Source organism: Cohnella baijiui (genome assembly GCF_020731285.1).
Taxonomy (GTDB): Bacteria; Bacillota; Bacilli; order Paenibacillales; family Paenibacillaceae; genus Cohnella.
Map to the genome: position 1 here is coordinate 18,042 of NZ_JAJFOW010000002.1, position 25,751 is coordinate 43,792.

Below are 25,751 nucleotides of genomic sequence, written 5' to 3' on the forward strand. Positions count from 1 at the left end.
AGGTTTCTGCTCTGCCGGAAGAAGCAGATCAGAAACCTGTCATTGAAGGCATATCAAACAAATTTTCGCTGCGAACCACCGCTCCTTGTTAGAATAAGCTGCAATATTAAAAAGTCAGCCTGATGTTTGCAATCGTGTTCGAGGCTATCGAGACGGTCACCTGATCGCCGTCGATGCGGACGGCAGGCGCACCCGGAAGCGCTTCTTCGTGCATATCAACGAGCCGCGCTTGCCGCGGAGCACCGGGAAGCCGCATACCCGCCTCCGTCTTCTTCCCTTCTGTCTCATAAAACCGTACGATCCAATCCCCGCTCCCGTCTTCCGCCAGCTTGACCGCGGAGACGGCGACTCCGCCGGATATCGGTCCAGCCATGCTGTACGTTGTAGGCAATCTGCCCTCGTGGGCTTTGTCCGCTACGACATGCAGCGGATGAAGAAACTTCTGGCCTAAATCAATGAGCTCGCTGTTCGATTCGGAGCCGACCAGCGCGACGGCGAACCGGAAGCGATGAATGCCCAGCTCCGGATGCGGATCCGGATCGTACGAGCTGCGAAGCAACGTGACGTTAAGCGAGTTGTCCATGCCGCGGAAGCCGTGCTTGGCGCCGGCCAGCAGCATGAACGACCGGCTCCTTCCTTCCTTGCGGCGGCCGAACGCCCAACCGTTCGCGGGAACGTCCTGCTCCCTCGCCCCACGGACCACGGTACCAAATGGAATATCATAGACATATTCGTCGCAATCGTAGTCGAACGGCAGATGGAAATGAAGCTGCGGAATGCCCTGCCCCATCTTGCCGATTTCCTGCCAGTCGCATTCGACTTCGAAGCCCAGTTGGCTGCTGCCCGCATCGAGCGACACTTCGGCTGCAAGCTTCGATGCGCCGAACGACATTTCGTAACGAATCGCCTGGCGCACGCCGGAACCGTCATACCGCTTCGTGAGCTTAACCTGTTGGTGCGCGCATTGAATATCCATATAACGGCCGACGATCCAGGACGTCATTCCCTTGTTGAAGTCTTCCTGTACGAACCGGAAAATCCCGGAAGGACGGTTAGGGTCGATCAATTCCTTTCCGCTCTCTTTGTCAATGAACGAACGAATCGAAGCGTTAACAGGATGGAACGACACCCGAATCCGCTCATTTTCAAGGATGAACTCGTCCACCTTCTCCACTCGGGGCTCGATTTGGAAGTGAAGCGGTTCTTCCTGTACTTTCGTTTTCATTACATAGGTGCTGTAACCGAAGGCTGGGACTCGCACCTTGACGAGCGCACGCATGAAATGGTGGGCCCAGTATGTATGGAACCCTTGATCGATAATCTGATGGTCTGTCGCGCAGCCTTTATCATCTTCGAATACAACTTGCGAGAGATTGCCGTTCCAGTCCCACAGCACGAATTCGACAACCTCTTCCCGTTCAGTCGACGTCGTGTTGAAAACATGGAAAATACGCATGTCGCCGCTGCCTCGGCCAACTTGCGTGACCTTGAAATCCTTGCTGCCGTAGCCGACGCCGGCGCCATCCGAAATCGAATCGGCAATCGACTCGTCGCTGATGTACCTTGACGTGTCGATTGAGGCAGATATCGCCTGAAGCGCCCGATGACGCGATGAATTGGCCGTCGCCATCGTGTTTTGGAACTGTCCCAGCGCATGCTCTCGCGTCTCGATCACGCCGGAACCCGGCAAAATGTCGTGAAATTGACTAAACAGCACGTTCCGCCAAGCTTCCTCGAATCGATTGATCGGATAAGCCGCACCGGTTTGAAGATGGGCAATCGCTCCGAGCGCTTCGGCTTCGTAAAGCGCCGCCTCGGCTGTCCGGTTGGCCAGCTTGATTCGGCTTTGCGAGGTGTAGCAGCCGCTGAACACGAAGTTCAGCTCATTATCTACAACCGGAAGCTCATCGGCGATTTGTTCGACAAGGGCAAAAAATTGCGCATACGTGCCGAATTCGACGGTCGGATAGACCGGCCATGTTGCTAGATCAATAAGACGCTCGATATCGCGCCGCGTCGGACCGCCGCCGTGATCTCCGACTCCATACACCCTGAGCATGGTCGTCATGTTGTGTTTCGCGCAGAACTCGGGCACGTACAGCCCCGACCCATACTCGATATAGTTGTTGTACCAGGTCGGCTCGCGGTACGCGATCACGGACTTGCCCGAAGGCGCAACCCATCGATAGATATGGTGGCCTTCATAGCCTCGGCAATGGTAATAGTACCGGACTCCGCCACCCGCCAATATTTCCGGAACGTTCGCGCTATGTCCGAACGTATCCGGCTCGAAATCGATATTCAGCGATTCCGGTGCGATATCCAGCAGCTCGGAAAGATAACGGCGCGTATAGAGCAGATGGCGCGACAAGCTTTCGCCGTTCGGCATGTTTTTGTCGGCTTCCACCCAGTGAGACGCCGTAACCTCCCATCGCCCTTCCTTGACTCTTTCTTTGATCTCCTGCAGCATTTCCGGGGCGTACTCCTCGACAATGCGGTAAATCGCCGCCTGTGACTGAGAGAACTTGAAATCCGGATATTCTTTCAGTAACTCCAGCACCGTCCGGAACGTATCAAGCGTAATTTGAACGGTCTCATCCCATCCCCACATCCAGTTCATATCGATGTGGGCATGGCCTACGCACAGCATCCTAAACTTCTTGGCCTCCGGCGAGAGACTGGAAATCATGGCTTCCGCCTGAACGGCGGCGCTTCGCGTAATGACGCCCTCTTCGGAAGCCCGGTCGGTCAAATAATCGACGGCCTCTTCCAGCAGTGAATTGAAGCGCCCTTCGTTAACTTTGGACAAGCGGTAACCATATTCGAGCTGGGTCAGAATCCTTTCCGGCCAATAACCGGAAGCTTTATGTTTGTTCAGTTGCTGTAATTTGGGCACGAGCGGATGCATGTCGTTCTCTCCTTGTATGCGGATACTTGATAATCCGGGATTTTCCGGCTAAAGAATGATATCTATCTACAGCTCAAGTAAGTTGCAGATAGATATCCTTCAGCGTATCCCGTTTACTCTGTAGAGCCAGATGAAAAGCGGATTTCGAGCGTGACGATTTGCCGCGGACCGGCATTCACCGTTACCGTCCGTCCCGATGCGAGCGCCGGTCCCACAGGCTGCTCGTCGAGGTTGACAATGACGGCGGAAGTGACAGGGCGATCAAATGTGAGAACGTCCTGCACAGGAAGGTCTGTAGCGTTGAACAGGCACAGGATGCTGCCTTCCGCTCGATCTGCCGGCTCTTTGACAGCGCTCATGATCAGGTCCGCCGTTCCGACCGTTATGAATGAGTGCTTCAGCGGCAAGGAGGCTTCGCGGCGCTGGTTCGTCTCGTACGTCACCTTGCCGATCGGCCGGTCGGTGCGGTATCCCTGAAAGCTCTGGTACCATTCACGGTCCCAGTGGGTATGAGAAACGACAAAAATTTTCTTGATGCTCTCACGCTTGTCGCTCACTTTATTCCTCCGTCCAGCCAAAAGTGTCGAATCCGACATCATTTAACTATTGCTCCGTCACCAGGGTGGCGATTTTTTTGGCAGTCAGCGTCAGGCAAACCGCCGCTTCTTCCCGCTCCATAGGTCCGATGATTTGTTCGTTTAGGCTTGTCTCGAACATTGTGCGGCTTCGTTTGAAGAGTTCTCCGCTCATGCGAACAACCTGCTCCTCCATGCCCAAGTTCACGAGCCGAAGCGTCAATCCCTGGCCGGAATCGGCCATTTTCAGCGCGGTGAGTTGAACGGATGGATCGCCTTCGATGGCCGCCCACGACAGCTCGGTCGCCAGGCTTCCCCCATGAATGGAAGTCGTGATCGCGCGTATAGGTACATTGAACTGATAAGCTTCGCGCACCGCGAAACGATAGTCTCCCCGGTGAGGCACAATGGCGAAACGGGCGGAGTAAGGCCCGATGCATTGCGCGCCGGGAGTCGGGAAGTAATTCCAATCGCCCAGTTCGCCGACGCAGCGCAACAGCGTCAGGGCCATCGTGTTTCGGCCGTCACGCAGCACTTCGTATTCCGGCAAACCTACCGCGGCAATCGCGAGACCGCCCGATCCGTCGCTCAAATCGAAGAAGGATTGCATCCTTTCGTTGCGCGCCGGGTTCGTCCATCCGCTCCACGGTTCGATATTCCGCTTCACCACGTCGAACGGCGCGTCCGCATAGACGCTGTCCGTACGGAGATCGCTCGGGAACAACACCCGCAGCCTGTGGTCCTTAATTTGATTATCAAGGCTAACCTCCACGTCAACGCTGCGCGATTCCGTTCCCAGGCTCAATAGGATTTCGATTTTTTGCTTTTTCTTCTGACTTGACCGCGTCGACGCTTCGCGCGCCACTGGAAGCTCGAGGATATGCTCCAGGCGAACGGATGCGGCAAAGTCGGTCGATACATTTTCCAGTCGCGCCGGGCGACCGGCCGTTGTGATCGGCTCCGCTCCTTGTGCGGCGGTATACATATATTCGTCTCCAATGTCTCCCGTATCCTCGAGGATGAGAAAATCCTTGAACACCCTGCCTGTCTCTTTGTCCGTTAGCCGAACTCGGCCGTCTCCTTCTACTTCGACGCGTAAATACGCATTTTCCAGCAAAGCCGAACTGTCGGAGACCGTGCAGATTGGCAGCTTTCGTTGCGGGAATTCGGGAGCCGGCATAGCCGCCTTTTCCATCCAGAGAAACGACTGATGGCCTACCGCGGGAACGTTCCTGGCGAAGAAGCGCAGGATGTAGCGCCGTTTTTTCCATGTAACGCGGAACTTGTCGTCGGGCAGCGTAAAACCGTGCACCCAGCCGCGATCCTCGCAGTCATACGGAACGGGTTCTCCCTTGCAATCGAGCAGCACCCAACGGTCGGTTTGAATTTCCTCCTCGGCATCCACCTCCGCCGTGACCCATTCGCTTCGTTCCCAACCGAGCGGATTAAACACGACAACCGGAACCGCATGGCCTTCCACGCCTTCCGATTCGGCAGAAGCAAGCAGCGACGCGGTGTCGACAGCCGTTGCAATCGACTCCAAAGCTTTACTGCTTAGCGTTTCGGCGATTTGCCAGGCCTTACGGTAACGGCCCACCATTTCCTCATGCACTTCATCAATGCTGCATCCGCAGATGGAATCGTGCGGATGATTTTGCAGCAGCAGCTTCCATACGTGACGGACAAAAGCTTCAGGATAGGGATCGCCGAGTAAATGAGCGATGGCCGTAAACGGTTCCACCCACCGTTCCAATTCCGTCTGAAGTCGTACGTTCCATTGCTTCAGATGCATCCTCGCGGACGCGGTATTGACGAGCGTTCCTAAACCCGTCGTATATTCGCCAATCAACTCGCCTGATACCGTCGGCCAATTCGCCGGATCATTCCGAAGCGAGGCGAAATAATTCGGAAAATGGCTGTGAACAAACGTATAGTCGGGCAGAATGCGATTGAGGATGTCGATGGCTTGGCCGATATCCGCCTGTACCGGCTGGTGATCACAGCCATTCATCAATAATAGGTGTTGCGTCGTTGCCGCCCGCTCGACGTTCTCCAGCACCACTTTGGCCCGTTCCCTTGCCGCATCGGGGTCCGTCGGCAATTCCATTCCGTTATGATACCAGTTCGCTAGAAACACGGATAAAACTTTGGAGCCGTCCGGCGATTCCCACCATAATTCGGACGGATAGCGGTCGATCGAATCGGCATCGACCGTATTGTTTTCCGCGATGGCGTTGATCCCCCGACCGAATACAGCCGCGTCGATCGCAAACCCGCGCAGCAGCTGCGCGGTTTGCGAGATATTGCCGAACGTATCCGGGTAGTACCCGATTTTCGCAGACCCTCCGAGCTGTTCAGCCCGCTGCAAGCCGATTTGCAAGTTGCGTACTTGCGCCTCGCCGCTCGTCAGAAAGGCATCTTGCAACACATACCACGGACCGACGAACAATTTGCCGGCTTCCACCAGCTTACGGATCCTGGATTCCTGATCGGGCCGAATTTCCAAATAATCGTCAATCGGGATCACGTGTCCATCCATATGGAAAAACTCGAACCCGTTGCCCTCGGTTTCCAGCAGCTCCAACACCCGGTCCATCAGCTGAACCAGCCTCATGCGAAACTTTTCGAATGGCATGTACCACTCGCGATCCCAATGGGAATGAGAAATAATATGAACCGTCTTATTCTCCAAATCAATACTCGCTCCTATCAATTTGCTCTTATCTTTCTTCCAATGGTTCAACTTCGAGAAGGTTCCGACATCGTCTTCCGTAATTGTGCAGACAGCGCTGCCAAATGGCCGTCATTGGCCATGACCTGCTCCAAATGCTTCATACGGCTTGGAGACGCCGTTCTCATCATCGTTTCGGAATAATTGCGATCGATCCAGAAACGCGCATGCCCTGCAAGATAATCGCGCAGCTCCTGCAAATCCTCCTCTTTGTAACGTTCACATAAATTGATGGTAAACATCCTTCGGTTCGGTCCGCCCTTGAACGAGGAATGGAAAATATTGTGGTCGAACACCAGAACGTCGCCGGGTGTCACCTCGATCGCGACAGCCGGTACCTGATCTCCCGGGACGCCCCAGTTTTCTTGGGATCGTTGCGTTTTTTGATCCAAATCTTGACCGAAACGGTCGTCCAATCGGTGACTTCCCGGAATGACGCGAAGCGCGCCCGAGTTCCCGTCCAACGAATCGAGATAAATCGCGATTTTGAGATGTTTGTATTTGCGGTGGATCCCATCGCGATGCCAGCTGGTCTCGCCTGTATAATAGTTGCCATCGCTACCCATGTAGTTGAAGTCATCGCCGAGCAGCGAAGCTCCGATCCCCTCGATTCTCGGGTCGTCCAGCAGCGTATTCATTTTTTCGCGTTGATCGATAAAGGGAAAAATACAAGAGCGTTTTGTACCGTCGTGCGGATTCACCAGCGAATATCCATTGAAGGTTTGGGTGAATTCGTCTGTGATCCAATCGACGCTGTCGGACATAAGCTGAGGCAGCTTGATAAATCCGAATGTTTCAAAAAAATCGATTTGCGCTTGAGTTAAGTTCATCTTCATCGCCTCTTTCTATTATTTTTTTGCATTGCCGAAATACCACAAATCAAGGGGAATGGGGAATAATGTGTATCTTTGTTAGTAGAGACGTTCGACCTCAATACCGTTCACCTGCGCGTCGCCTGTTTGCCCGTTAAAGTCCAGATTTAACTGCCCGTCCGCCACATCGACCGTAAACTCAAAGCGCTGACCCCGATATTGTCCGCCGGCGATGCGGTCGTATACCATCTTATAGATGTCGTAACCGGATAAGATGTCGTTCCCTTCGGCCTGCAGAGAAAACTGGCGTTGATAGGATTGCGTCTTGGCAAGCTCTGCGAACGCAAGTCGAACCCGGTACGTGCCGTTCGGCACGTCAAACTGGTAACCGAACGATCTGCCATGTCTTTCGCTTTGAAACAGTGTCGTAGGGAAATCGTCATTGTCACGATCGACAACCGTAACTGTGTTTGCCGTAGAGCCTGCCGCAATCGTTCCGGTATATCCGTAACCTTGCACGGATGAATATGCCTGATCCGCCGCCCATGCTCGCCCGCCGGCATCGGTGAATCCGCTGCCTCCTGCATTAACCCTGTATACTTTCGGGCTTACGACTTGAATCGAAATTGTTTTTGTATCGCCGAACCAGGTTACTCCATCTTGTACCATTTGCAGCACAAGATTATAGGTTCCCGGCGCAGTTGGAGCCTGGAGATCAAATCTGAACATTTTTTTATCGCCTTGACGAACAGAATCATTGTTGTTCAAAAACACGCGCTGATTCGCAGCACCGGAGCTGTACCCGCCATCATTAAATTTCACGATGGTAAAATCGTTGCCCGTCGGCGTACCTAAACGGTAATTCGCCGAGGAAGTCCATTTCCCCGAGCCCTTATTCACCAGTTCGACTTCCACGGAATGCTGGGAACCCGCCGCCATTTGCAACGGAATGTTATCGTTTGTGAATGCCGCATCATTCGTGGCATTCGTTACGTTCACGTTAAAAGATTCGGCTTGATTCGCCCAACCCGTCCCCTCATGAATCATATCGACCGAGAACGTGTGCATCCCTGCCGAAGCCGGAGCCGTAATATCGAAAGTGAAGGATTTTACGCTTTCAGGTGCAATGGAATCCTGTGCCTTCAAATAAACTCTTTGATTCGTGGCCGAAGCACTGCTGCCGCCGTCCTTGAAATTGCTGAACATAAATTCGTTTGCCGCTGTCGCACCAAGTCGATAATTTCCCGTGCGAGTCCACGTTTCCGTTCCAACGTTTTTGAGAGAAATCGTCACCCTTCTACTCGAGCCGGCCGGCATATAAACGGGAACAGCGGCACTGTTCACCATCGCTGCATCCAATCCGGCGCGAACGGAAGGTACGACCGTAATCTCTCTCTCAAACGTCGGACCGAACCAGGCCGTCCCATCCTTTACCATGCGACCGGAAAACACATATTTCCCTCGTTTGGCCGGCGCTTGCACGCTGAAGGCGAACGTCTTGCTGGAGCCGGGTGCAATGGATTCCCCAGCGGCCAAATACGCCCGTTGATTCGTTTCGGAATTGCTGAATCCCCAACCGGAAGGTCCGGTCCATATGATGCTGTTTACAATCGATTTTTTAAAGTCTAAATCGTAAGCCGGAACAGAGCCCAGACGGTAATTGCTTGCTACCGACCAGGTAGTGCTGCCGACATTTTTCACGGTTACGCTAACCGTCCCTGTTGCACCCTCGGCCAATTCGGTTGGCACGGAGACGGAAGTGACGATCGCTCGATCTCCTGACGCCGCCACGACCGGAATAGATCTTGTATATGGAGTTCCCATCCAAGCAACCCCGTCGCGCACCATCTGTCCACTGAACGTATACGCACCTGGTGTCGCCGGAGCCGTTATCGTAAACGTAAACTTCTTCGTGCCTTGCGGTGCGATGCTTTCTCCCGAGGAAAGAAATATTCTTTGATTTGTTGCGCCGGTGGAATATCCGCCGTTCAAGTTTTTCCAGATGAAATGGTTGCTCGTACCGGCGCCGAACCGGTCGTTAGAGCCCATCGTCCAGGTTGTACTTCCAACATTTCGAAGTGTTACACTGACATCGTAGTCATTGCCGGCGACCATTTGATCGGGCATATCGACAGACAGGACGATACCATCATTAGCATTGGATGTAGTGGCCTGCCTGATCAAGCTATAGAAGCTAAAAGGATCGACCACTTCATAATTCCAGGACGGATGATCCGCCCGCATTTTTTCATATAAGTCATTGATGAAAGAAGGACTAGCAAACGCTGAGCGGATCGTAAGAAAGTTATTCTGTCCACCCGGATTCGTTAATGCTGAAGTTGCGTTGTAAATGGTCGTTGCCGCCGAATTCAAGTCGTATCTGTCCACACCCAAGTTGTTCGTAATAACCGCCATATTGCCATTACGGACAGCAGGGGTGCCGGTCGCTGTATAAACTGTGATGCCATCCGCGCTATATTGGGAATAGGATTGCTCAACGGTATTGCTTGGCGCACCTCCGTTTCCGTTATTGATAAAGCCTGACATCGTCATGCCGGTTCGTTTATAGAGCAGTTCGCTCCAGGTTGTCCAATTGTCCAGACTCGGAAGGATGCCGGGATTCGCGTAACCCGCTCCGGAAGAGCCGGCATAGAAATAATCGTTAGGCGTTGCCGTATCGTACATGTACTGGGCGATGTCCGGATAGTCGCGGATCATGTTCGGCACGACGCCCCACGCTAACGGATATTTGCCCCTTCCCTTATCTTCCCATATATAAGGTAACGATTGATGGAGCATCCCACCATCATGATCACCCATGTAAAACAGCACATAGGTTTTATTCGTTCCTAGCACGGGTCTGGCAGGCGATTGCGGCATATTTTTCAAACCGGTGCCGATCGGCGCCCAGGAATGGAAAGAAGCGTTCCCATAACCAAGTGTGTCGATCGCGCTGGAAATGTGGACGTTGTATTTAGAAAATTCCTCGACGCTCTTCCATTCACCGGACACCGGATCGTGCGAACCCCTGTTGCCGACAGAAGAATATTTATCCCACCAGGGAATGAAGCCGGTCATTTCGATCGGCCAATATTGACCCCAGATCGAATAGGAGGATTGCAGAATCGATAACAGCACCTCCCTGTCTCTTGAGATCGTCGTATTCGTCGTACCTGTTCCTTCGTTAGGCGCGTCGCCCGGTTTCTCATTGCCGTCGACCGATTGGATGCCCCAGGGCGACAGATCGAAAGCAAACCCTTTATTTTTTACAAGGTAGTCGCGCTCTACGGCGAAACTTTGCGGATTGATCGATCCCGGTTGACGTACAAACCCATCCTCAATAAAGCCAATCAGGCCGGCATTCACTTTGCCCGTATCTAAATAATTGGTTTTCGCCCATGTATAAGCGTCCGTCTTCGCGTTGGCACCTGAGAAAGGCCCTCCTCCGTTGGCTGTCGTCAGGTTGCAGGAGCAGCCTGTTTTCACAGCCAAATTGTTCGGCTCGCTTGTCAGCCGGTTATACAAATTGCCGCCGGCCATTACAATGGGAGCACCTTCGTAACCGGCCATCGTCGTGGCCACGTTAACGGTTGCATCCACTTTCGGATCCCAGAGGATCAGGCCGTTAATGCTGCTGTTGAAGGTGGAGACAAGATCCTCAATCGTTGATAGTGTCGTTACCGTCGCTTCACTCAACCATTGCCCCCGTTGTGTAAACTTGTCCAACCAATAAGAATTGATGTTGTTGTACTCAGAGGTGGCCACATCTCCGAAAGGAGCGCCAAACTTATGGTTGCGAATATACAGCCTCGGGCCTTGTTGGTTGACGATGCCTTGCAATGTACTGACAAACAACTCCATGTCGTACCAATCGGTACGGTCCGCCGTATCGCGGTATTGATCGAGATCAAACACATAAATCGTCGATCCGAGACTTGCTGCCTCCGCTTCCGACGCGGAGTCCATGGCGGGGGCTATCAACGCCAAGATCAAGATCAAAGCTATCAAAAACCGGAGCAGCTTTCTTCTCATCAGATTAGCCTCCTTGTTTTAATAACCATAGAACACATTTCAAACTGGCACTTGATCCCCTGATCCCCTTATTGGGGGATATTGTTCGTACGTTAACATCCCCCCCTTTTTCTCACACCGAATGCCTTTCCTTATTTCAATTGATCCTCAGCATTTTTCTGAGCCTGATCCGATACTTTCTTGATATCCTGTTTCGGGTCGAACACAAGTGTCTTCAATATCGTCCAGATGTCGATGATCTGGGAAGAATTTTTCTTGAACTCCGGAAGCGGCGACAAGTTGACGGATTGCTCGAGTTCGTCGTAGAACGCCTTCATCTCGGGATACCGCGTAAAATAATCCGGCACCAGGTCTATCGCTTTTTTGTTAACCGGCAAAATGGCCATTTCCCTCATTTGGATCGCTTGACCTTCCGGAGACGCAATAAATTTGACGAATGCTTCCGCTAGATCGGGATTCTTGCTATCCCGAAGCACCGAGTAGATCGGGTTGCCGATAATCGAATTCCCGGTTTTCCCAGCCTCCGGTACAGGCATTCTGGCGTAGCCGCAATCGCACTTATCGCCCTTGGCCCAATCGATTTGCCACGGACCGTCGATTTGGAACGCTACTTTTCCGCTATGCAATGCCGATAGGATTTGCCCCTCATCGGTCATCGCTGCAGCTCCTGGCGGTGATGTCAGCGACAGATTGCGTTGAAACTCGTATACCTTCAACGCTTCCGGCGTATTCAATAACACATCTCCTTCGGACGTCCCGAAATCGCCGCCCAATTGCTGGAGCCAAGGATGAAAGCGGAACATGCTTCCCGTTCCCGGCGAGGGTTCAATCATAAAGCCGTAGTATTCTCCATTGCCCTTCTTGGTGATCTCTTCGGACATCTTCAGCAATTCATCCCAAGTCGTCGGAATATCCTTATCCGGGTCGTAGCCCGCTTTTCTCAGCACATCCCGATTGTACTGAAGCGCGAATGTTCCCGACTTCAAAGGCAAGCCATACACTTTGCCATCCTTAGTTGCCGCTTTGATCGTACCCGAAATAATGTCATCCTTCATATCGTCAATGTTAAGGGCTTTATATGCGCCTAGTTTTGTAAACTCAGACACCTGTGACTCTCCCGCGACAACATCGGGAGCCGTGCCGCCCAGAACCGCCCTCTGAACGTTCTGGGTCAATTCTTCGCCCCATCCATGATTTTCGAATTTCAGCTTCACGCCGGGATGTTCTTTCTCAAACGCGGCGATCAAATTATATGTAGCCGCCACTTGACCTTCTATCTTTTTGCCTTCCTTTTCTTTCTTTTCTTTATCCGCCTCAATCTCTTCACTCGAGTTCATGCCGCCGACCCATACGACAAGCGTAACATCCTTCTGTTCTTTCCCGCCTTCGGCAGTTTTGTCAGTCGCGCCGGATGAAGCACTCGGCGCACCTGATTCATTAGAGGATGGGGACGAATTATTGCACGCAGTCAACAACAACCCGGCTAGCATAAAAACAATCATCGTTTTTTTTAATCTCTTCATCTCAAATGAAACCTCCCTATTATACAAGCTGTAATGATCCCCTCATGCCTTTCATATACTGTCCATGATGCCGCTTCCAACCTTCCCTCTTCTGGCCTCACCTCCCCAATCGGTAGTATCTATCCCTATCCTTTCAGCCCCGACATCGCCAGCCCTTGGACAATATGGCGCTGAACCAACAGATAGACCGCGATTGTCGGTAATACGATCATAAATGCAGCAGCAAATATCCCCGGGTAATCGCTTACGAAATGATCTTGCAGTTTAATATTGCTCAGCAGTTTCGGTAATTTCGTCATGCCGTAAGAAATCGTCGTTAAATTGCGGCCTGGATTGTCGGTATAGATCAAATTCGTCATGAAATCGTTCCATATGCCATTGAAATCGGTAATCAGAATCACAGCAAGTACCGGCTTCAACATAGGCGCGTAGATTTGAAAAATGATGCGGTACGTGCTTGCTCCGTCCATACGAGCCGATTCTTCATATTCGCCGGGAAGCGTGTCATACATTTGCTTGGTCAGGAACAACGACATGACGGAAACGAGACCGGGCAGGAGCAAAACCCCCCATGAATTCAACAGGCCGTGCCCACCGAAAAAAACATCATTACCGCCAGTCCAAGGCCATCTTGCATACATCACATAGGAAGGGATCATGGCTGTAATGGATGGAATCATCATCGTGGACAAGATGAAGTAGAAACACGCTTTTCTGCCGACAAACGTTCCTTTGGCGAAAAAATAGCCGAGCACGACCGATGTCACGACCATGAAGATCAGATACCAGGTAATCCTGAACAACGTATTGCGAATCCAATAGGGGAAATCTTTATAGGTTACCATCTCTGCAAATTTGTAAAAATTCAAGTGAGATGGAATGGGTATCAAGCTTGAGGATCTTAAATACTCGAAGGGATCCATCATGGCGCCAAAAAAAGCATACAGCAGCGGATACAGCATCATAAGCCCGCCTGCAAATAAGATCACATGCGCGGTTCCCCTGATCAAAGCGCTCGAGTGCATACGATCACCACCTAATAAATCGATTTGGATAACTTCAAGCTGACCATTGTACACGCCATTACAATCAATAAAATAACGACGGAGCCAACGCTCGCCATTCCCATCTGAAAGTTCACGAAGGCGTCCTTCCACAGTTGGTAAACGATAACAGTCGTCGTACCTTTCGGTCCGCCTTGCGTAATAAAATAAATGGGCTCGAAAACCTGAAACATTCCGTTGATCCCCATTACAAATACGAATGCCCACATTGGCTTCATCAGCGGTACGGTGATCGACACCATGCGCCGCCATCTCCCCGCTCCGTCTATCTTGGCTGCTTCGTACACGGACGGATCGACGGATTGAAGCCCCGCCAGGAACAGCAGCGCACCGCCTCCCATTCCTTTCCATTGGCTGAAAATCGTAATCCAAAAGACCATCCAGAACGTGCTAAGTTGCCAATCGACCCGCTGCAAACCGATACTCAACAGAAAATGGTTTAGTGAACCATCCATCGGATTAAGGAAAACGATGACAATTTGCGACATGACGGCAAATGAAGTCACTACGGGAATATACCAAACCGTCCGATACGCGCTTTGTCCCCGAATTTTCAGGTTTAACAGCAGCGCCAGCAGGAATGGGAGCGTCATCCCAAGAATCAGCCCGATGCCGCCGATATAAACCGTTTGCCACAAAACCTTTAAATATTGGCTGGATGAAAAGAAGTTCACGAAATTTTTAAGTCCAACCCACTGCGGTAAGCCAATGATTCCATTCCATTCCGTAAAGCTAAGATAGATAACAAACATCACCGGCAATAAAGAAAATATGAACATGTAGACCATGACGGGTCCTACCGAGGCCCATGCCTCGATATTTCGAATTCGACGTTGAGATGCTCCATATTTCGACTTTTGCACGATTGATTTCATAATTCCCCCCAAGATGTTTATTTAACATATTATGTTTGAGTGGAAAGGCCTCATTACATCTTACATGACATATCATGCGTCTACAGTTACTCATTATAGGGCAAAATGTATGCGCTGTCACTTAAAAAATCAAAAAAAAAATAAAGTTGATCAAGCATAATATATTATGTTATTCGCTGTGAGCGGGCCAATTTATTTTTTCGGACCTTGGTGCTGCGGTTGATTCTCGAATGACGATACTTGTTTTTAGGATCACTTCATTGGATTCGGTCTGAAGGCCCCCCTCCCGCTCAATCAACATCCGTGCGGCCATCTCGCCCATCTTGGTGAAGGATTGTTCCACTGTCGTTAAAGGAACATCCATATGATTGCTAAAGGGAAGGTTGTCGAAGCCGGTAATCGATAACTGGGACGGAATGCTGATGCCCATTTTCATCGCTGCTTTCATGAGAAACATAGCCGAGTAATCGTTATCGGCCACAATAGCGGTAGGCGGTTGCTCCAGCGACATTAAACGCTCTATTACCCGCGATGCCGCCAAAAAGTGCGGTTCCGGGTTTTCCGATGGATTATTTTCGGCTGGATCGTCCGAGGAAATCAAGTCGCTGATCAGCAATTCGGGTTGGAGCGTAATGCCGGCATCGATTTGGGCCATGCAATACCCTCTGTATCGCATGAAAATCGAAGTAACCTCTCGTAATCTCGAACAGACAAAAGCAATATGGCGATGCCCCAAGCCGATCAAATAAGAGACAATATCATAGCTCCCCTGAAAGTTATTAGAATAAACGTGGGGGGTGTGGAGTTCCTTGATATCGCGGTCGATCATGACAAAAGGAAATCCATCAATCAGCATATCGCCGAATAAATCAATATTATGTTCACTGGAGCACGGATAGATAATGATGCCTCTAACCTTGTCCGCCCTTAATTTTTGAATGATTTCCCGTTCACGATCAGGCTTGTACTCGGAGTTGTGAGTCGTAACATAGCCGCCGATTTTTTCAAATTCTTTTTCCGCGCCACGCAATATTTCATATCCGATTTGCTCGCTATAAGGAAGCACGACCGAGAAAATCTTCATCGAAGCGTCTTCAAGCGCGCCATTTGCCGAAGAGCCGTCGATTCGAACATCGTTCTTGCTGTTTTCGGAGACGAAGCTTCCCTTTCCCTTCACCCGATAAATATGGCTGGAATGAGACAATTCATCCAGAGCCTTGATCACCGTTATTCTGCTCACGCCAAAGAAATCCATCAGTTCTTTTTCGGATGGCAGTTTGCTGCCCGGAACCAATTGCCTTCCCTCAATTTGCTGTATAAAATGATCGACAATACTTTGGTATAAAGGTTTCTTATCTGACATGTCAGGAAACACCACCCTAATATATTAAGATCATTATATACTTAAATGATATGATTGCAAATTGAAAGAACCGTCGGAGAACAGTACGTTCTCCAACGGCTCTGCACCAATGCTATTCGGGACTCCTCTGTGCAAGTTTATGCAATAATAATATTCGGTGCGAGATTTAACGGAGAATTGCTGACTTGGCAACCTTCAAAGCGTGGTCCAAGATCAGCTTGCCATTTCTCTCCTTTCTCCTTCTTTAGTTCGTTTACTCCCGTTCTGACCTTCCATTCAGCATCTTGAACAATCTGCTTAAAGTCACGGGTTTCTTTATTTTTCGCGATCAGTTCTTTCATCCATTTCGTTCCGAATTTAACATGATTTTTTTCGTCCACTACATCGTAGTCATGTTCGAGTGCTGTAAGCAAATCGTTGTGTTCAACAGCCATTTTCGTCCATTGTTTTTTGGGTACGAATGAACAAGCCTCCCCAACCTGCGTCAGAGCTGCAATTCTTTCCAGCAGCGGTACAGAGGTATATGCTTTGTAGTGTCCGACAGGAATCGGAACTTGATAAGGGTCTACCCCCATAGAACGTAGACGCGAAAACCCCATTTGCGAATGACGCGCTTCATCCCAGGTTTGGCGGATAAAATCTGCAATATACTCAAACGGCATATGTCTGCCGTCATAAACGATGTTTGTTACTAAATCGATAATGGGCAATTCCGTAAAGTGAGTATACGAGTGGTGGGTCGGATGCTCCTCGTTTTCATTTACGGCATCAAAAATACGTTCAGCGCTTCTCCATACAAACCTGGGCTCCAGTTCCATCTCGGCAGGCACCTCATAATCCGGGTATTCCGTTTCTATGTTGACGTTTTCCTGTGAGCTGCCTCCATACAAATTCCCCAACCTTGCAATATGATCGCGAATTTCAATTTCGAACTTGATCACTTCGCGTTCTTTGTCAGCCGAAATGCTTCCCGCTTCCACGAACTGTTTTCCCCAAGCAATCTGCCTCTCCATCGCCGGGAGATGATCTTCGAAAACTTCCACCGACGGAGCGTCATTCAAGCGAAGCGTATTCTGAATATAGGTTCTGTAAGCCGCAACTTGCTCGACCTTCACAACACGATAAAACGCCGCGATAAAAAAGTCGGCATCCGCCGCGCTCATCAGATGGCGAACCAGATTCGTCCATGCTTCGTTTAATTGCTTCTCTGGTTGTGCGAGTCCGAAATCCTGAATTCTTTCTCGGAGCATGCGGCTTCGCTTTAAATCCTCATAGACATGTCGAACGAATTGACATTTGTCGAGATATCGAGGGATGCGAGGACAATAGCCAATCGTATGACGGATCAAATCGAATTCCAAAGAAAAAAACAACTTCAATTTTTTTAATGCTTCTTCAGAGCTAAAATAAGCCATCACTGGATCAAACTCCTTTACCACATGAGATATGAATTTCACCTCAATTATAAGGTCAAGAATGTAAAGGAGCTTTACTGAATTTCATACAGTATTTCACGTTTTTCATCAGGATTACAACTTGTCTGAGACTTGCATTTCATCAACATTGATTCGCCGCTTAAACGCTTGTGGCGACAATCCAAGTTGGCGTTTAAAAAACATAGAAAAAGCTTGGACGGAGTCAAAATGCAACTTTTCAGCGATCGATGTAATGGATTCGCTGGACTGTCTTAGCAACTGTTTTGCTCTTTCCACCCACACACCCCGGACATACTCTCCAAGTGCAACTCCCATTTGACTTTTAAACTCTCTGTCGAGATTCGACCTGCTCATGTTCACCCTCTTTGCGATCTCATCAATCTTCCCCATAAAATTCATGTCCATATGAACTAAATTTAGAACGTGCATCATCTCCGGTGTCAACGACTTCGTCTTCTCTTTCGTTAATCCATGCTGTCTTTCATAAATTCGAAAAATGACCGTCAGCATCGCACTCATATAAGATCGAACCATAAGGTGTGCATACGCGGAGTCCTCTTCTATTTCATTCATAATGTTATCCAGAAACGGTCTTATAACTTCATCCGAATCGTTGGAAATCCGTTGTATATTCAGCTTATAATATTCTTTTTCCAACTCCGCCTGTTCGAACCGAAAACCAACCGCATAAACAAGAAATTTCGCATTGACCACAGCGCCTCCGCAATGTATCTCGCCAGGCTTGGTAACAAATATGTCTCCTTTTTTTACAGGAAACATCATACCTTCGAGGATGAACCAGCCTTCCCCCTCACAGACATAACATAACTCGAAATGATCGTGAAATTGAGTCGGGGTATACCACTTTTCATACCAAAATTTGCTTATATACAAAAATCTATCATAATAAACTGGAAAAGGGAGTTCAAAACGTATCTCCTCAGGCCAATAACAGGCCGTTTTGTTCCTCGGGCCTTCAAGCTTGATTGCATCGTGCTTATCATATTTCGACTTCATGAGTTTGCTCCTTCCCAAGGAGATCTGCCCTGTCGTTCACGTTCAGCACCTTCATTTTACAATCGGAAACACGTATAAGATACAGCTGAAACGACACGCACAATCGTAAAAACCCCCTCACGGGGGTTCAATTGCTGTATAAAATGATCGACAATACTTTGGTATAGAGGTTTCTTGCCTGGCATATCAAGTGACACTGCCCAGTTAATTGATTTACGATATGATTTCGGCAATATCGCAGTGATCCAATTCGTCGAAATCGATGCCCGGCAGCCGCTCGTCCGGTCCGATCATCACGCCTGAGGGCAATCGCTTATACCCGGCAAACGCCCGTTTGCCGCTGCGCTCGATTTCCCACAGCTTTCCGCTCGTTTTCCAGACAATATCTCCGGCCGTTCGGTGTATGCCGGGAAGCGGTACGGCTTCCGGCGAACGGACGCGAGAGCCGAGCCTTTCGATTAAATAGAGCCAGAAATGGACGCCGTAAGCGGGAGTCGTCGCGATGGAAAGGAGCGGATCGTCCGAAGCTATCGCCGAGGGCAGCGTACCGTCCGCGTAAACATAAGAAGCCATCGTCCGTTCAAGCTGCAGGACCTTCTCCGCTCGTTCCTCGTCCGGATGACGACGCAAATCATCCTTCATCCAAGTTAACAGTCCCGGATACGCGGCCCCTATTGTAATCGGAGTCCGGATCCACTCTTTCACGTACGATTTGTCCTCCGGGTCCGTAACGGCCCCCCAACTCAGATGGAGAAGACCATCCTCCCCGTAAAACAGCGCATCAAACAAATGGCGTGTCATATTGTCCGCGATATCGCATACCTGTTCATCGCATATCCATTCGTTGATTTTATGCAGCATCGTGATGATGATATCGTAATATACCGTTCGTTCCGTAAAATTGTGGCTATCGCCGCGCTCCATCAGGCCGATTCGTTAGTGGTAATAAGCTGGGCTCAAGTAATGGAGCAGGCTGGGTAGCCCGAATTGCTGTACAGCAGCGGGAGATTCATCATGCAGTCGATGATCATTTTTCCTCTGCGGAACTCGCTGTCCAGGCTCTCCCAAGCTCGGATAGACCTGCAGCACCATTCCCGTCCAAAACGAACCCGTCCAGCTTCCGCTCGTATTCGTGACATAGGTCCCATCTTCACCCGGTGCGATATGCGGGAACGAGATTTCGAATTTGGCGGCGTTGCGATCGATTTTGCGAAAGATGGCGTCCAGTTCCCGCCGATACGATTGCGGATTTATGTCCCCCCCCCCCCCCTTCAAACTACTAAGGGTACCGGCCCACTAGCTGAACCGGATGCGGAACGATTTGATTTCATAAGGCTTGATGTTCGTTTCAAACCCTTCGTCCGTATGCGCGACCGACGATGCTTCCCGCTCCATCAGATTGACTTCATCAACCGAATGTATCGGAAGGGACGAAGCAAACCGGACGGTTCCCCGTTTGCCGGCGAACTCGTAGCAGCGGACGATCCAGTCCTCCGAGTCTTCAGCCTTCTTGATCGTATCGATCGCCACATGGTCGCTGTCCGTTCCGAAGAAGCGGAGCGTCGGAGGCAGCGAATCCCCGTTTCGAGCGTCCGCCTCCGCAGACGTCCCGCCGCCAAGCTTGGCCACCTCGACCGGAATGTTCAACCGTGCTGCCTGAATCATCGTTCCCGCGGCAAACCAGTCTCCTTCGTGCGGCAGCAGCGAATACGTGAACGCGTGATCGCCGATATCGGCATTGGCGTCCGGACTGACGGCCGATTTGATCAAGGTTAACCGCATCACATGGTCCCGCACGTCATGCCCGTATTTGCAATCGTTCAGCAAGCTGACGCCGCAGCCCCGCTCGGATAAGTCGATCCAGCGCTGGGCGCACGTCTCGAACCGGGCAAAATCCCAGCTGTTGTTCCAAAGTGTCGGACGCTGCACGTTGCCGAACTGGATTTCATGCGTGGCCGAAGTCGCCCGCACCGCGAGCGGAAACGCGACCTTCAGCAGCTGCTGGTGCTCCTGCCAGTGGACGCGGGTCGGGAAATCGATGCGCGGATCGTCGGCATACAGAATCATATCCTGTTCAATCGTCGAGCGTTCGTACGCCCAGTTGAACCGGATCACGGCACGAAGCTCATCTTGTTCGACGACGCGGACGGACTTCAGTTCGTTCACCTGTCGGACGCTCTCGTAATAGAAAATATCGATATCCCATGCATCGTTATTCAGCGGCTTATCCTCATGCACGTCGAACCGGTTGGCGGTTTCGCCGGCTGCGATCAACTCCCGGTTCGTACGCTTGTCGTAAAGGCGCGTCAATTGGCCTTCGGCATTCCACTCGATCTCGTAGAAAGGCGTAGCAACCGAGCTCTCCGCAACGAGGAAAGGCTGCACGGGTTGATCGGCGGCCCGCAACGCGACATCGGCGGAGGCCTCCTCCGCTTCCTTGCAATACACCGTGGTGTAGCCAAGGCCGGGAATGTTCCGGACCCGGACAAGCAGCGCGTCTTCGCCGTTATCAAACTGAATCCGCTGTGTGGCCAAGCGTTGTCCGTCCGCACTCTCCCATATCGCGTTGCCGAAATGATTTTCCCATGGCAGACGAATGCATTCGTCTCTGTCCCACGTCAGCGTATTGAACACGATCCAGCTCGGCGATTCTCCCGCGGGAACGAGCCCGGCCAGACGCCCGAAGCCATCCGCGAACGCGCCCGCCGCCAGCTTCTCCGCTTCCGCGTATTCCAACCGGGAATCCTCGTACACTTCGGCGATCGAAGAGCCCGGCAAAATATCGTGAAACTGATTGCGCAGCACGATTTTCCAGCTTTCGTACAGGCGGTCCGACGGGTAGCTGCCGAACCCCGCCAGCGCGCCCCAGAAGGCGGACACGATTTCCGCGTTGCGCAGCAGGTGCTCCATTTGCCGGTTCCTCTTTTTGATGAATGCCTGCGACGTATAGGTGCCGCGGTGCAGCTCCAGGTACAGCTCTCCGTCCCACTTGTGCACGTAACGGTCGGAACTCCGTACATTATTTTCCAACTGATTGAAAAATTCGTCCGCCCTTCCCGTCGTCACGTTGGGCAACCCGGGCATCCGGTTGAGACGCCTGCGCATTTCCAGCATCTCGCGCGTCGGTCCGCCTCCGCCGTCCCCGTAGCCGAAGGCAAGCAGCAGCTCTTCGTTGATCTCCTTGTCGCGGTAATTGTCCCAGATTCCGGTTACCGTCTCCGGAAGCACTTCCCCGTTGTAGGTATAGAAGCGGTAAATGCCGTTTTTGTCATGACCCGGATGGGGCGTCGTAATATAGTGGGTCAAAATTTCGGTACCGTCGATGCCCCGCCAATAGTAGGTATCATGCGGAAAACGGTTGTAGATGTTCCAGCTGATTTTGGTCGTCATGAAGTACCGGAGGCCGGCCTTCTGTAAAATTTGCGGCAGCGCCCAGCTGTAGCCGAACACGTCCGGCAGCCACAAATATTCGCACTGCGAGCCGTATTTCTGCTCGAAGAACCGCATGCCGTACAGCAGCTGGCGCACGAGCGATTCGCCGGACGGCACGTTGCAGTCCGACTCGAGCCACATCGCGCCTTTTGCTTCCCAGCGCCCTTCCCCGATGCGCTCTTCAATTTGCTCCATCAGCTGGGGATAGTCTCGCTCCAGATCTTCGTACAATTGCGGCTGCGTCACCATGAACACGTATTCGGGAAACTGCTCCATCAGACGAAGCACCGTGGAAAACGATCTTGCCGCTTTTTCGCGCGTATGCTTGAGCGTCCACAGCCAGGCGACATCGATATGCGTAGAGCCGATGCAGCGCACGGTAACGGCGCTCTGTTTCGGAATCGCCTCAAGCTCTTGCTTCAGCTTTCCATTGGCCTCTTTCACGCTCTCATAGAAACGAGTACTTCCCGGCGTGCGCCAATCGATCCATTGAAAGGCGCGATCGAGCGCCTTGAGCAGGCTACGGCTTTCCCAGCTGTTCTCATCCAGCACCTGGATCGTCTGCGAGACGGCCAACGAGGTGAAGTACAAGTCGTCGGTATCCGGCTCGACCAGCGCAAGAGCGGAGCAGCGAATCTCGTGCTCCAGCTCGCTCTTATCCGGCGTCATGCCGTTCAGACCGGTCCACACTTTGAACAGGAGCTCGATCTTCTGCCCGGCGGTTTCCGGCGGCAGGAACACTTCCCGATGGTTGCCGCCGACCCCCTGGTACGGTTTCCCGTTTAGAAACAAGAGCGATTCGAAGCCCGACGTGTGGCCGTACCCCGTTTTGCCGAAGTCGAACAGGCCAAGCATTTTTTTACCCGCCCATTCGGCCGGAACGGTCACCTCCGCCTTCAGCCAGGCGGTCAGGTCCCAACCGCGCCAGCGGCCGCCCAGTCCGATCTCGGTCCACTGGGCGTCCTCGGGAGGCATCGCCCCGACTACCGCCTCTTGATCGACCCATAACCGGTAGGGACCGGTTTGGCGGTGATCGATATAGCGGAAGCGCTCCAGCTCCCGGATGCGCGCCTCCAATTTGCGTGCCGTCAACAGCATGTTATCATGAAGCACTTGATTCCCTCCTCCTCCTATTGGTTGCTGCTCTTAGCCAAGTCAGAACGTGACCCTGACGTTTGCAATCGTGTTGGCGGCCACCGGAACGGCGATCCGATCGCCGTCGATGCGGACGGCAGGTACATCCGAAAGCGATGACTCGTGCATATCGACGAGCCTCGCTTGCCGCGGAGCGCTCGGAAGCCGCACCCCCGCTTCCGTCTCCGCCCCTTCCGTCTCGTAAAGCCGCACGATCCAGTCCCCGCTCCCGTCTTCCGCCAGCTTGATCGCGGAGACGGCAACGTTGCCCGTTACTTGTCCGGCCAAGCCGTACGTCGCAGGCAGCCGGCCCTCGCGGGCGATATCCGATAGCACGTGCAGCGGATGATGGTACAGCCGGCCGAATTCGATGAGGTCGCGGTTCGACGTGCCATGGGCCAGCGCGATGGCGATCCGGAAGCGGTGCACGCCCAGCTCCGGGTGCGGATCCGGATCGTACGAGCTGCGCAGCAGCGTGACGGAAAGCGAGTTGTCCGTGCCGCGGAAGCCGTGCTTGGCGCCGGCCAGCAGCATGAACGATCGGCCCCTTCCTTCCTTGCGGCGGCCGAACGCCCAACCGTTCGCGGGAACGTCCTGCTCCCTCGCCCCCCGGACAACGGTGCCGAACGGAATATCATACACATATTCGTCGCAATCGTAGGCGAACGGCAGATGGAAATGCAGCTGCGGGATGCCTAGCCCGGCCTTGCCGATCTCCTGCCAGTCGCATTCGACTTCGAAGCTCAGCAGGCTGCTGCCCGCGTCGAGCGACACTTCGGCCGCAAGCTTCGAGTCGCCGAACGACATCTCGTATCGAATCGCTTGACGCACGCCGGCGCCGTCGTAACGCTTCGACAGCCTGACTTGCCCGTGAGCGCTTTGGATTTCCATATAGCGGCCGACAATCCAGGCGGACATCCCTTTGTTGAAGTCTTCCTGCACGAACCGGAAAATGCCGGAGGGCCGTCCCGGGTCGATCAGCTCCTCTCCGCTCTCCTTGTCGACGAATGAGACAATCGAAGCGTCGACCGGATGGAACACCACCCGGATCCGTTCGTTTTCCAGAACGAATTCGTCTACCTTCTCTAGCCGGGGCTCGACCTGGAAGGGCAGCGGATCCTCCCGCGCTTCCGTTCTCATCGCGTAGGTGCTGTAGCCGAACGCGGGAACGCGCACCTTGACGAGCGCGCGCATGAAATAATGGGACCAATAATGGTTGAATCCATGATCGATGATCTGGTGCTCCGTCGCGCGGCCCTCGTCGTCTTCGAAGACGACGTGCGAAATGTTGCCGTTCCAGTCCCACAGCACGAATTCGGCAACCTCTTCCCGGTCGACAGGCGTGGTGTTATAGATGTGGAAAATGCGCGTGCCGCCCCGTCCGCGTCCGACCTGCGACACTTTGAAATCTTTGCTCCCGTAGCCGACGCCGGCCCCTTCCGAAATCGAATCGGCGATCGGCTCGTCGCTGATGAACTTCGACGTGTCGATCTCGGCGGATAGGGCCAGCAGCGCCCGGTGCCGAGCCGAATGGGTCGTCGCCATCGTGTGCTGGAACATGCCCAGCGCATGCTCCCGCGTCTCGGTGACGCCGGACCCCGGCAAAATATCGTGAAATTGAGCGAACAGCACGTTCCTCCATGCTTCCTCGAACCGGTCCGCCCGGTAAGCCTCCCCGGTGCGGAGGTGGGCGATCGCGCCCAGCGCTTCGGCTTCGTATAGCGCCGCTTCGGCCGTGCGGTTAGCCAGCTTGATGCGGCTCTGCGAAGTATAGCAGCCGCTGAACACGAAGTTCAGCTCGTCTTGCACGACCGGAAGCTGATCGGCGACCTGCTCGACCAAGGCGAAAAATTGCGCGTACGTGCCGAATTCGACGGTCGGATAAACCGGCCACGTCGCCATATCGAGCAGGCGTTCGATATCGCGCCGCGTCGGACCGCCGCCGTGATCGCCGATTCCGTACACCTTCAGCATCGTCGTCATGTTGTGCTTCGCGCAGAACTCGGGCACATATAGCCCCGCTCCATATTCGATGTAGGCGTTGTACCAGATCGGCTCGCGGTACGCGATCACGGACTTGCCGGACGGCGCGACCCAGCGGTAGATATGGTGGCCTTCATAGCCGCGGCAATGATAATAATAGCGGACTCCGCCGTCGGCCAATATTTCCGGAACGTTCGCGCTATGTCCGAACGTATCCGGCTCGAAATCGATATTCAGCGACTCTGGCGGGATATCCAGCAGCTTGGACAAATAACGGCGCGTGTAGAGCAGGTGGCGCGACAAGCTTTCACCGTTTGGCATGTTCTTGTCTGCTTCCACCCAATGCGACGCCGTCACCTCCCAGCGCCCTTCCTTGACTCTTTGTTTGATTTCCGGCAGCATCTCGGGGGCATATTCCTCGACGATGCGGTAAATCGCCGCCTGCGACTGGGAGAACGTGAAGGACGGATATTCCTTCAAGAGATCCAGAACCGTCCGGAACGTATCGAGCGTAATTTGCACGGTCTCGTCCCAGCCCCACTGCCAGTTCATATCGATGTGGGCATGCGCCGTACACAGCAGCCTGAGCTTCTTGGCCTCCGCAGAAAGTCCGGCAATCATGCCTTCCGCCTGAACGGCGGCGCTTCGCGTGATGACGCCTTCTTCGGAAGCCCGGTCGGTCAAGTAATCGACAGCCTTTTCCAGCAGCGAATCGAATCGTCCACCGTTCACTTTGGACAACCGGTACGCGTATTCGAGCTGCGTCAGGATTCTCTCCGGCCAATAGCCGGAAGCTTTGTGCCGGATCAGGCGCTGCAATTCGGGCACAAGGGCATGCATGGCGATCTCCCCTTTCCTTTTGGCCT

General features: G+C 52.5%; 14 protein-coding genes. All 14 read right to left on the reverse strand.

The window, feature by feature from the left end; genetic code table 11:
* Positions 1-106: 106 nt before the first annotated feature.
* The 14 genes from LKX83_RS02035 to LKX83_RS02100 all read right to left on the reverse strand — a co-directional run bounded on the left by LKX83_RS02035 (position 107) and on the right by LKX83_RS02100 (position 25,725).
* A complete protein-coding gene (locus LKX83_RS02035; RefSeq protein ID WP_227880400.1) occupies positions 107-2,908 on the reverse strand; it encodes an alpha-mannosidase in 2,802 nt (933 codons plus the stop codon).
* A gap of 113 nt (positions 2,909-3,021) precedes the next feature.
* Positions 3,022-3,465, reverse strand: a complete 444-nt coding sequence (locus LKX83_RS02040; RefSeq protein ID WP_227880401.1) for a glycosyl hydrolase-related protein — start codon at positions 3,463-3,465, stop codon at positions 3,022-3,024.
* A gap of 46 nt (positions 3,466-3,511) precedes the next feature.
* Positions 3,512-6,175: an alpha-mannosidase gene (locus LKX83_RS02045; protein ID WP_227880403.1), complete on the reverse strand. Its 2,664-nt coding sequence runs from the start codon at positions 6,173-6,175 to the stop codon at positions 3,512-3,514.
* Positions 6,176-6,222: 47 nt separating this feature from the next.
* Positions 6,223-7,044 carry a phytanoyl-CoA dioxygenase family protein gene (locus tag LKX83_RS02050; protein ID WP_227880407.1) on the reverse strand — a complete coding sequence of 274 codons (822 nt, stop codon included), beginning with the start codon at positions 7,042-7,044 and terminating at the stop codon, positions 6,223-6,225.
* An 81-nt stretch (positions 7,045-7,125) separates the two neighbouring features.
* Complete coding sequence (locus LKX83_RS02055; protein WP_227880409.1) at positions 7,126-11,058, reverse strand: malectin domain-containing carbohydrate-binding protein; 3,933 nt, start codon at positions 11,056-11,058, stop codon at positions 7,126-7,128.
* A gap of 131 nt (positions 11,059-11,189) precedes the next feature.
* Complete coding sequence (locus tag LKX83_RS02060) at positions 11,190-12,581, reverse strand: ABC transporter substrate-binding protein (RefSeq protein ID WP_227880414.1); 1,392 nt, start codon at positions 12,579-12,581, stop codon at positions 11,190-11,192.
* Positions 12,582-12,706: 125 nt separating this feature from the next.
* Positions 12,707-13,570, reverse strand: coding sequence for a carbohydrate ABC transporter permease (locus LKX83_RS02065; protein ID WP_227880417.1), 864 nt, complete (start codon positions 13,568-13,570; stop codon positions 12,707-12,709).
* A gap of 47 nt (positions 13,571-13,617) precedes the next feature.
* A complete protein-coding gene (locus LKX83_RS02070; protein WP_227880418.1) occupies positions 13,618-14,520 on the reverse strand; it encodes a carbohydrate ABC transporter permease in 903 nt (300 codons plus the stop codon).
* A gap of 169 nt (positions 14,521-14,689) precedes the next feature.
* Positions 14,690-15,883 carry a GntR family transcriptional regulator gene (locus tag LKX83_RS02075; protein ID WP_227880420.1) on the reverse strand — a complete coding sequence of 398 codons (1,194 nt, stop codon included), beginning with the start codon at positions 15,881-15,883 and terminating at the stop codon, positions 14,690-14,692.
* Between the two features lie 137 nt (positions 15,884-16,020).
* The gene (locus tag LKX83_RS02080; RefSeq protein WP_227880801.1) at positions 16,021-17,298 is read right to left on the reverse strand and encodes a DUF455 family protein; all 1,278 of its coding nucleotides are present in this window, start codon (positions 17,296-17,298) and stop codon (positions 16,021-16,023) included.
* A 114-nt stretch (positions 17,299-17,412) separates the two neighbouring features.
* The gene (locus LKX83_RS02085; protein ID WP_227880421.1) at positions 17,413-18,336 is read right to left on the reverse strand and encodes an AraC family transcriptional regulator; all 924 of its coding nucleotides are present in this window, start codon (positions 18,334-18,336) and stop codon (positions 17,413-17,415) included.
* Between the two features lie 213 nt (positions 18,337-18,549).
* The gene (locus LKX83_RS02090; protein WP_227880422.1) at positions 18,550-19,260 is read right to left on the reverse strand and encodes a hypothetical protein; all 711 of its coding nucleotides are present in this window, start codon (positions 19,258-19,260) and stop codon (positions 18,550-18,552) included.
* A gap of 372 nt (positions 19,261-19,632) precedes the next feature.
* A complete protein-coding gene (locus LKX83_RS02095; protein ID WP_227880424.1) occupies positions 19,633-22,881 on the reverse strand; it encodes an alpha-mannosidase in 3,249 nt (1,082 codons plus the stop codon).
* A gap of 42 nt (positions 22,882-22,923) precedes the next feature.
* Positions 22,924-25,725 (reverse strand): glycoside hydrolase family 38 N-terminal domain-containing protein, encoded by a 2,802-nt coding sequence (locus LKX83_RS02100; RefSeq protein ID WP_227880425.1) that lies wholly within the window; start codon positions 25,723-25,725, stop codon positions 22,924-22,926.
* Positions 25,726-25,751: the final 26 nt, after the last annotated feature.

Bases quoted from the DNA above. Each gene is read 5' to 3' on its own strand.
- LKX83_RS02060 (WP_227880414.1), bottom strand. From the start codon at position 12,581: ATGAAGAGATTAAAAAAAACGATGATTGTTTTTATGCTAGCCGGGTTG.
- LKX83_RS02070 (WP_227880418.1), bottom strand. From the start codon at position 14,520: ATGAAATCAATCGTGCAAAAGTCGAAATATGGAGCATCTCAACGTCGA.
- LKX83_RS02090 (WP_227880422.1), bottom strand. From the start codon at position 19,260: ATGGAGCGCGGCGATAGCCACAATTTTACGGAACGAACGGTATATTAC.
- LKX83_RS02080 (WP_227880801.1), bottom strand. From the start codon at position 17,298: ATGGCTTATTTTAGCTCTGAAGAAGCATTAAAAAAATTGAAGTTGTTT.
- LKX83_RS02085 (WP_227880421.1), bottom strand. From the start codon at position 18,336: ATGAAGTCGAAATATGATAAGCACGATGCAATCAAGCTTGAAGGCCCG.
- LKX83_RS02055 (WP_227880409.1), bottom strand. From the start codon at position 11,058: ATGAGAAGAAAGCTGCTCCGGTTTTTGATAGCTTTGATCTTGATCTTG.
- LKX83_RS02050 (WP_227880407.1), bottom strand. From the start codon at position 7,044: ATGAACTTAACTCAAGCGCAAATCGATTTTTTTGAAACATTCGGATTT.
- LKX83_RS02075 (WP_227880420.1), bottom strand. From the start codon at position 15,883: ATGTCAGATAAGAAACCTTTATACCAAAGTATTGTCGATCATTTTATA.
- LKX83_RS02035 (WP_227880400.1), bottom strand. From the start codon at position 2,908: ATGCATCCGCTCGTGCCCAAATTACAGCAACTGAACAAACATAAAGCT.
- LKX83_RS02100 (WP_227880425.1), bottom strand. From the start codon at position 25,725: ATGCATGCCCTTGTGCCCGAATTGCAGCGCCTGATCCGGCACAAAGCT.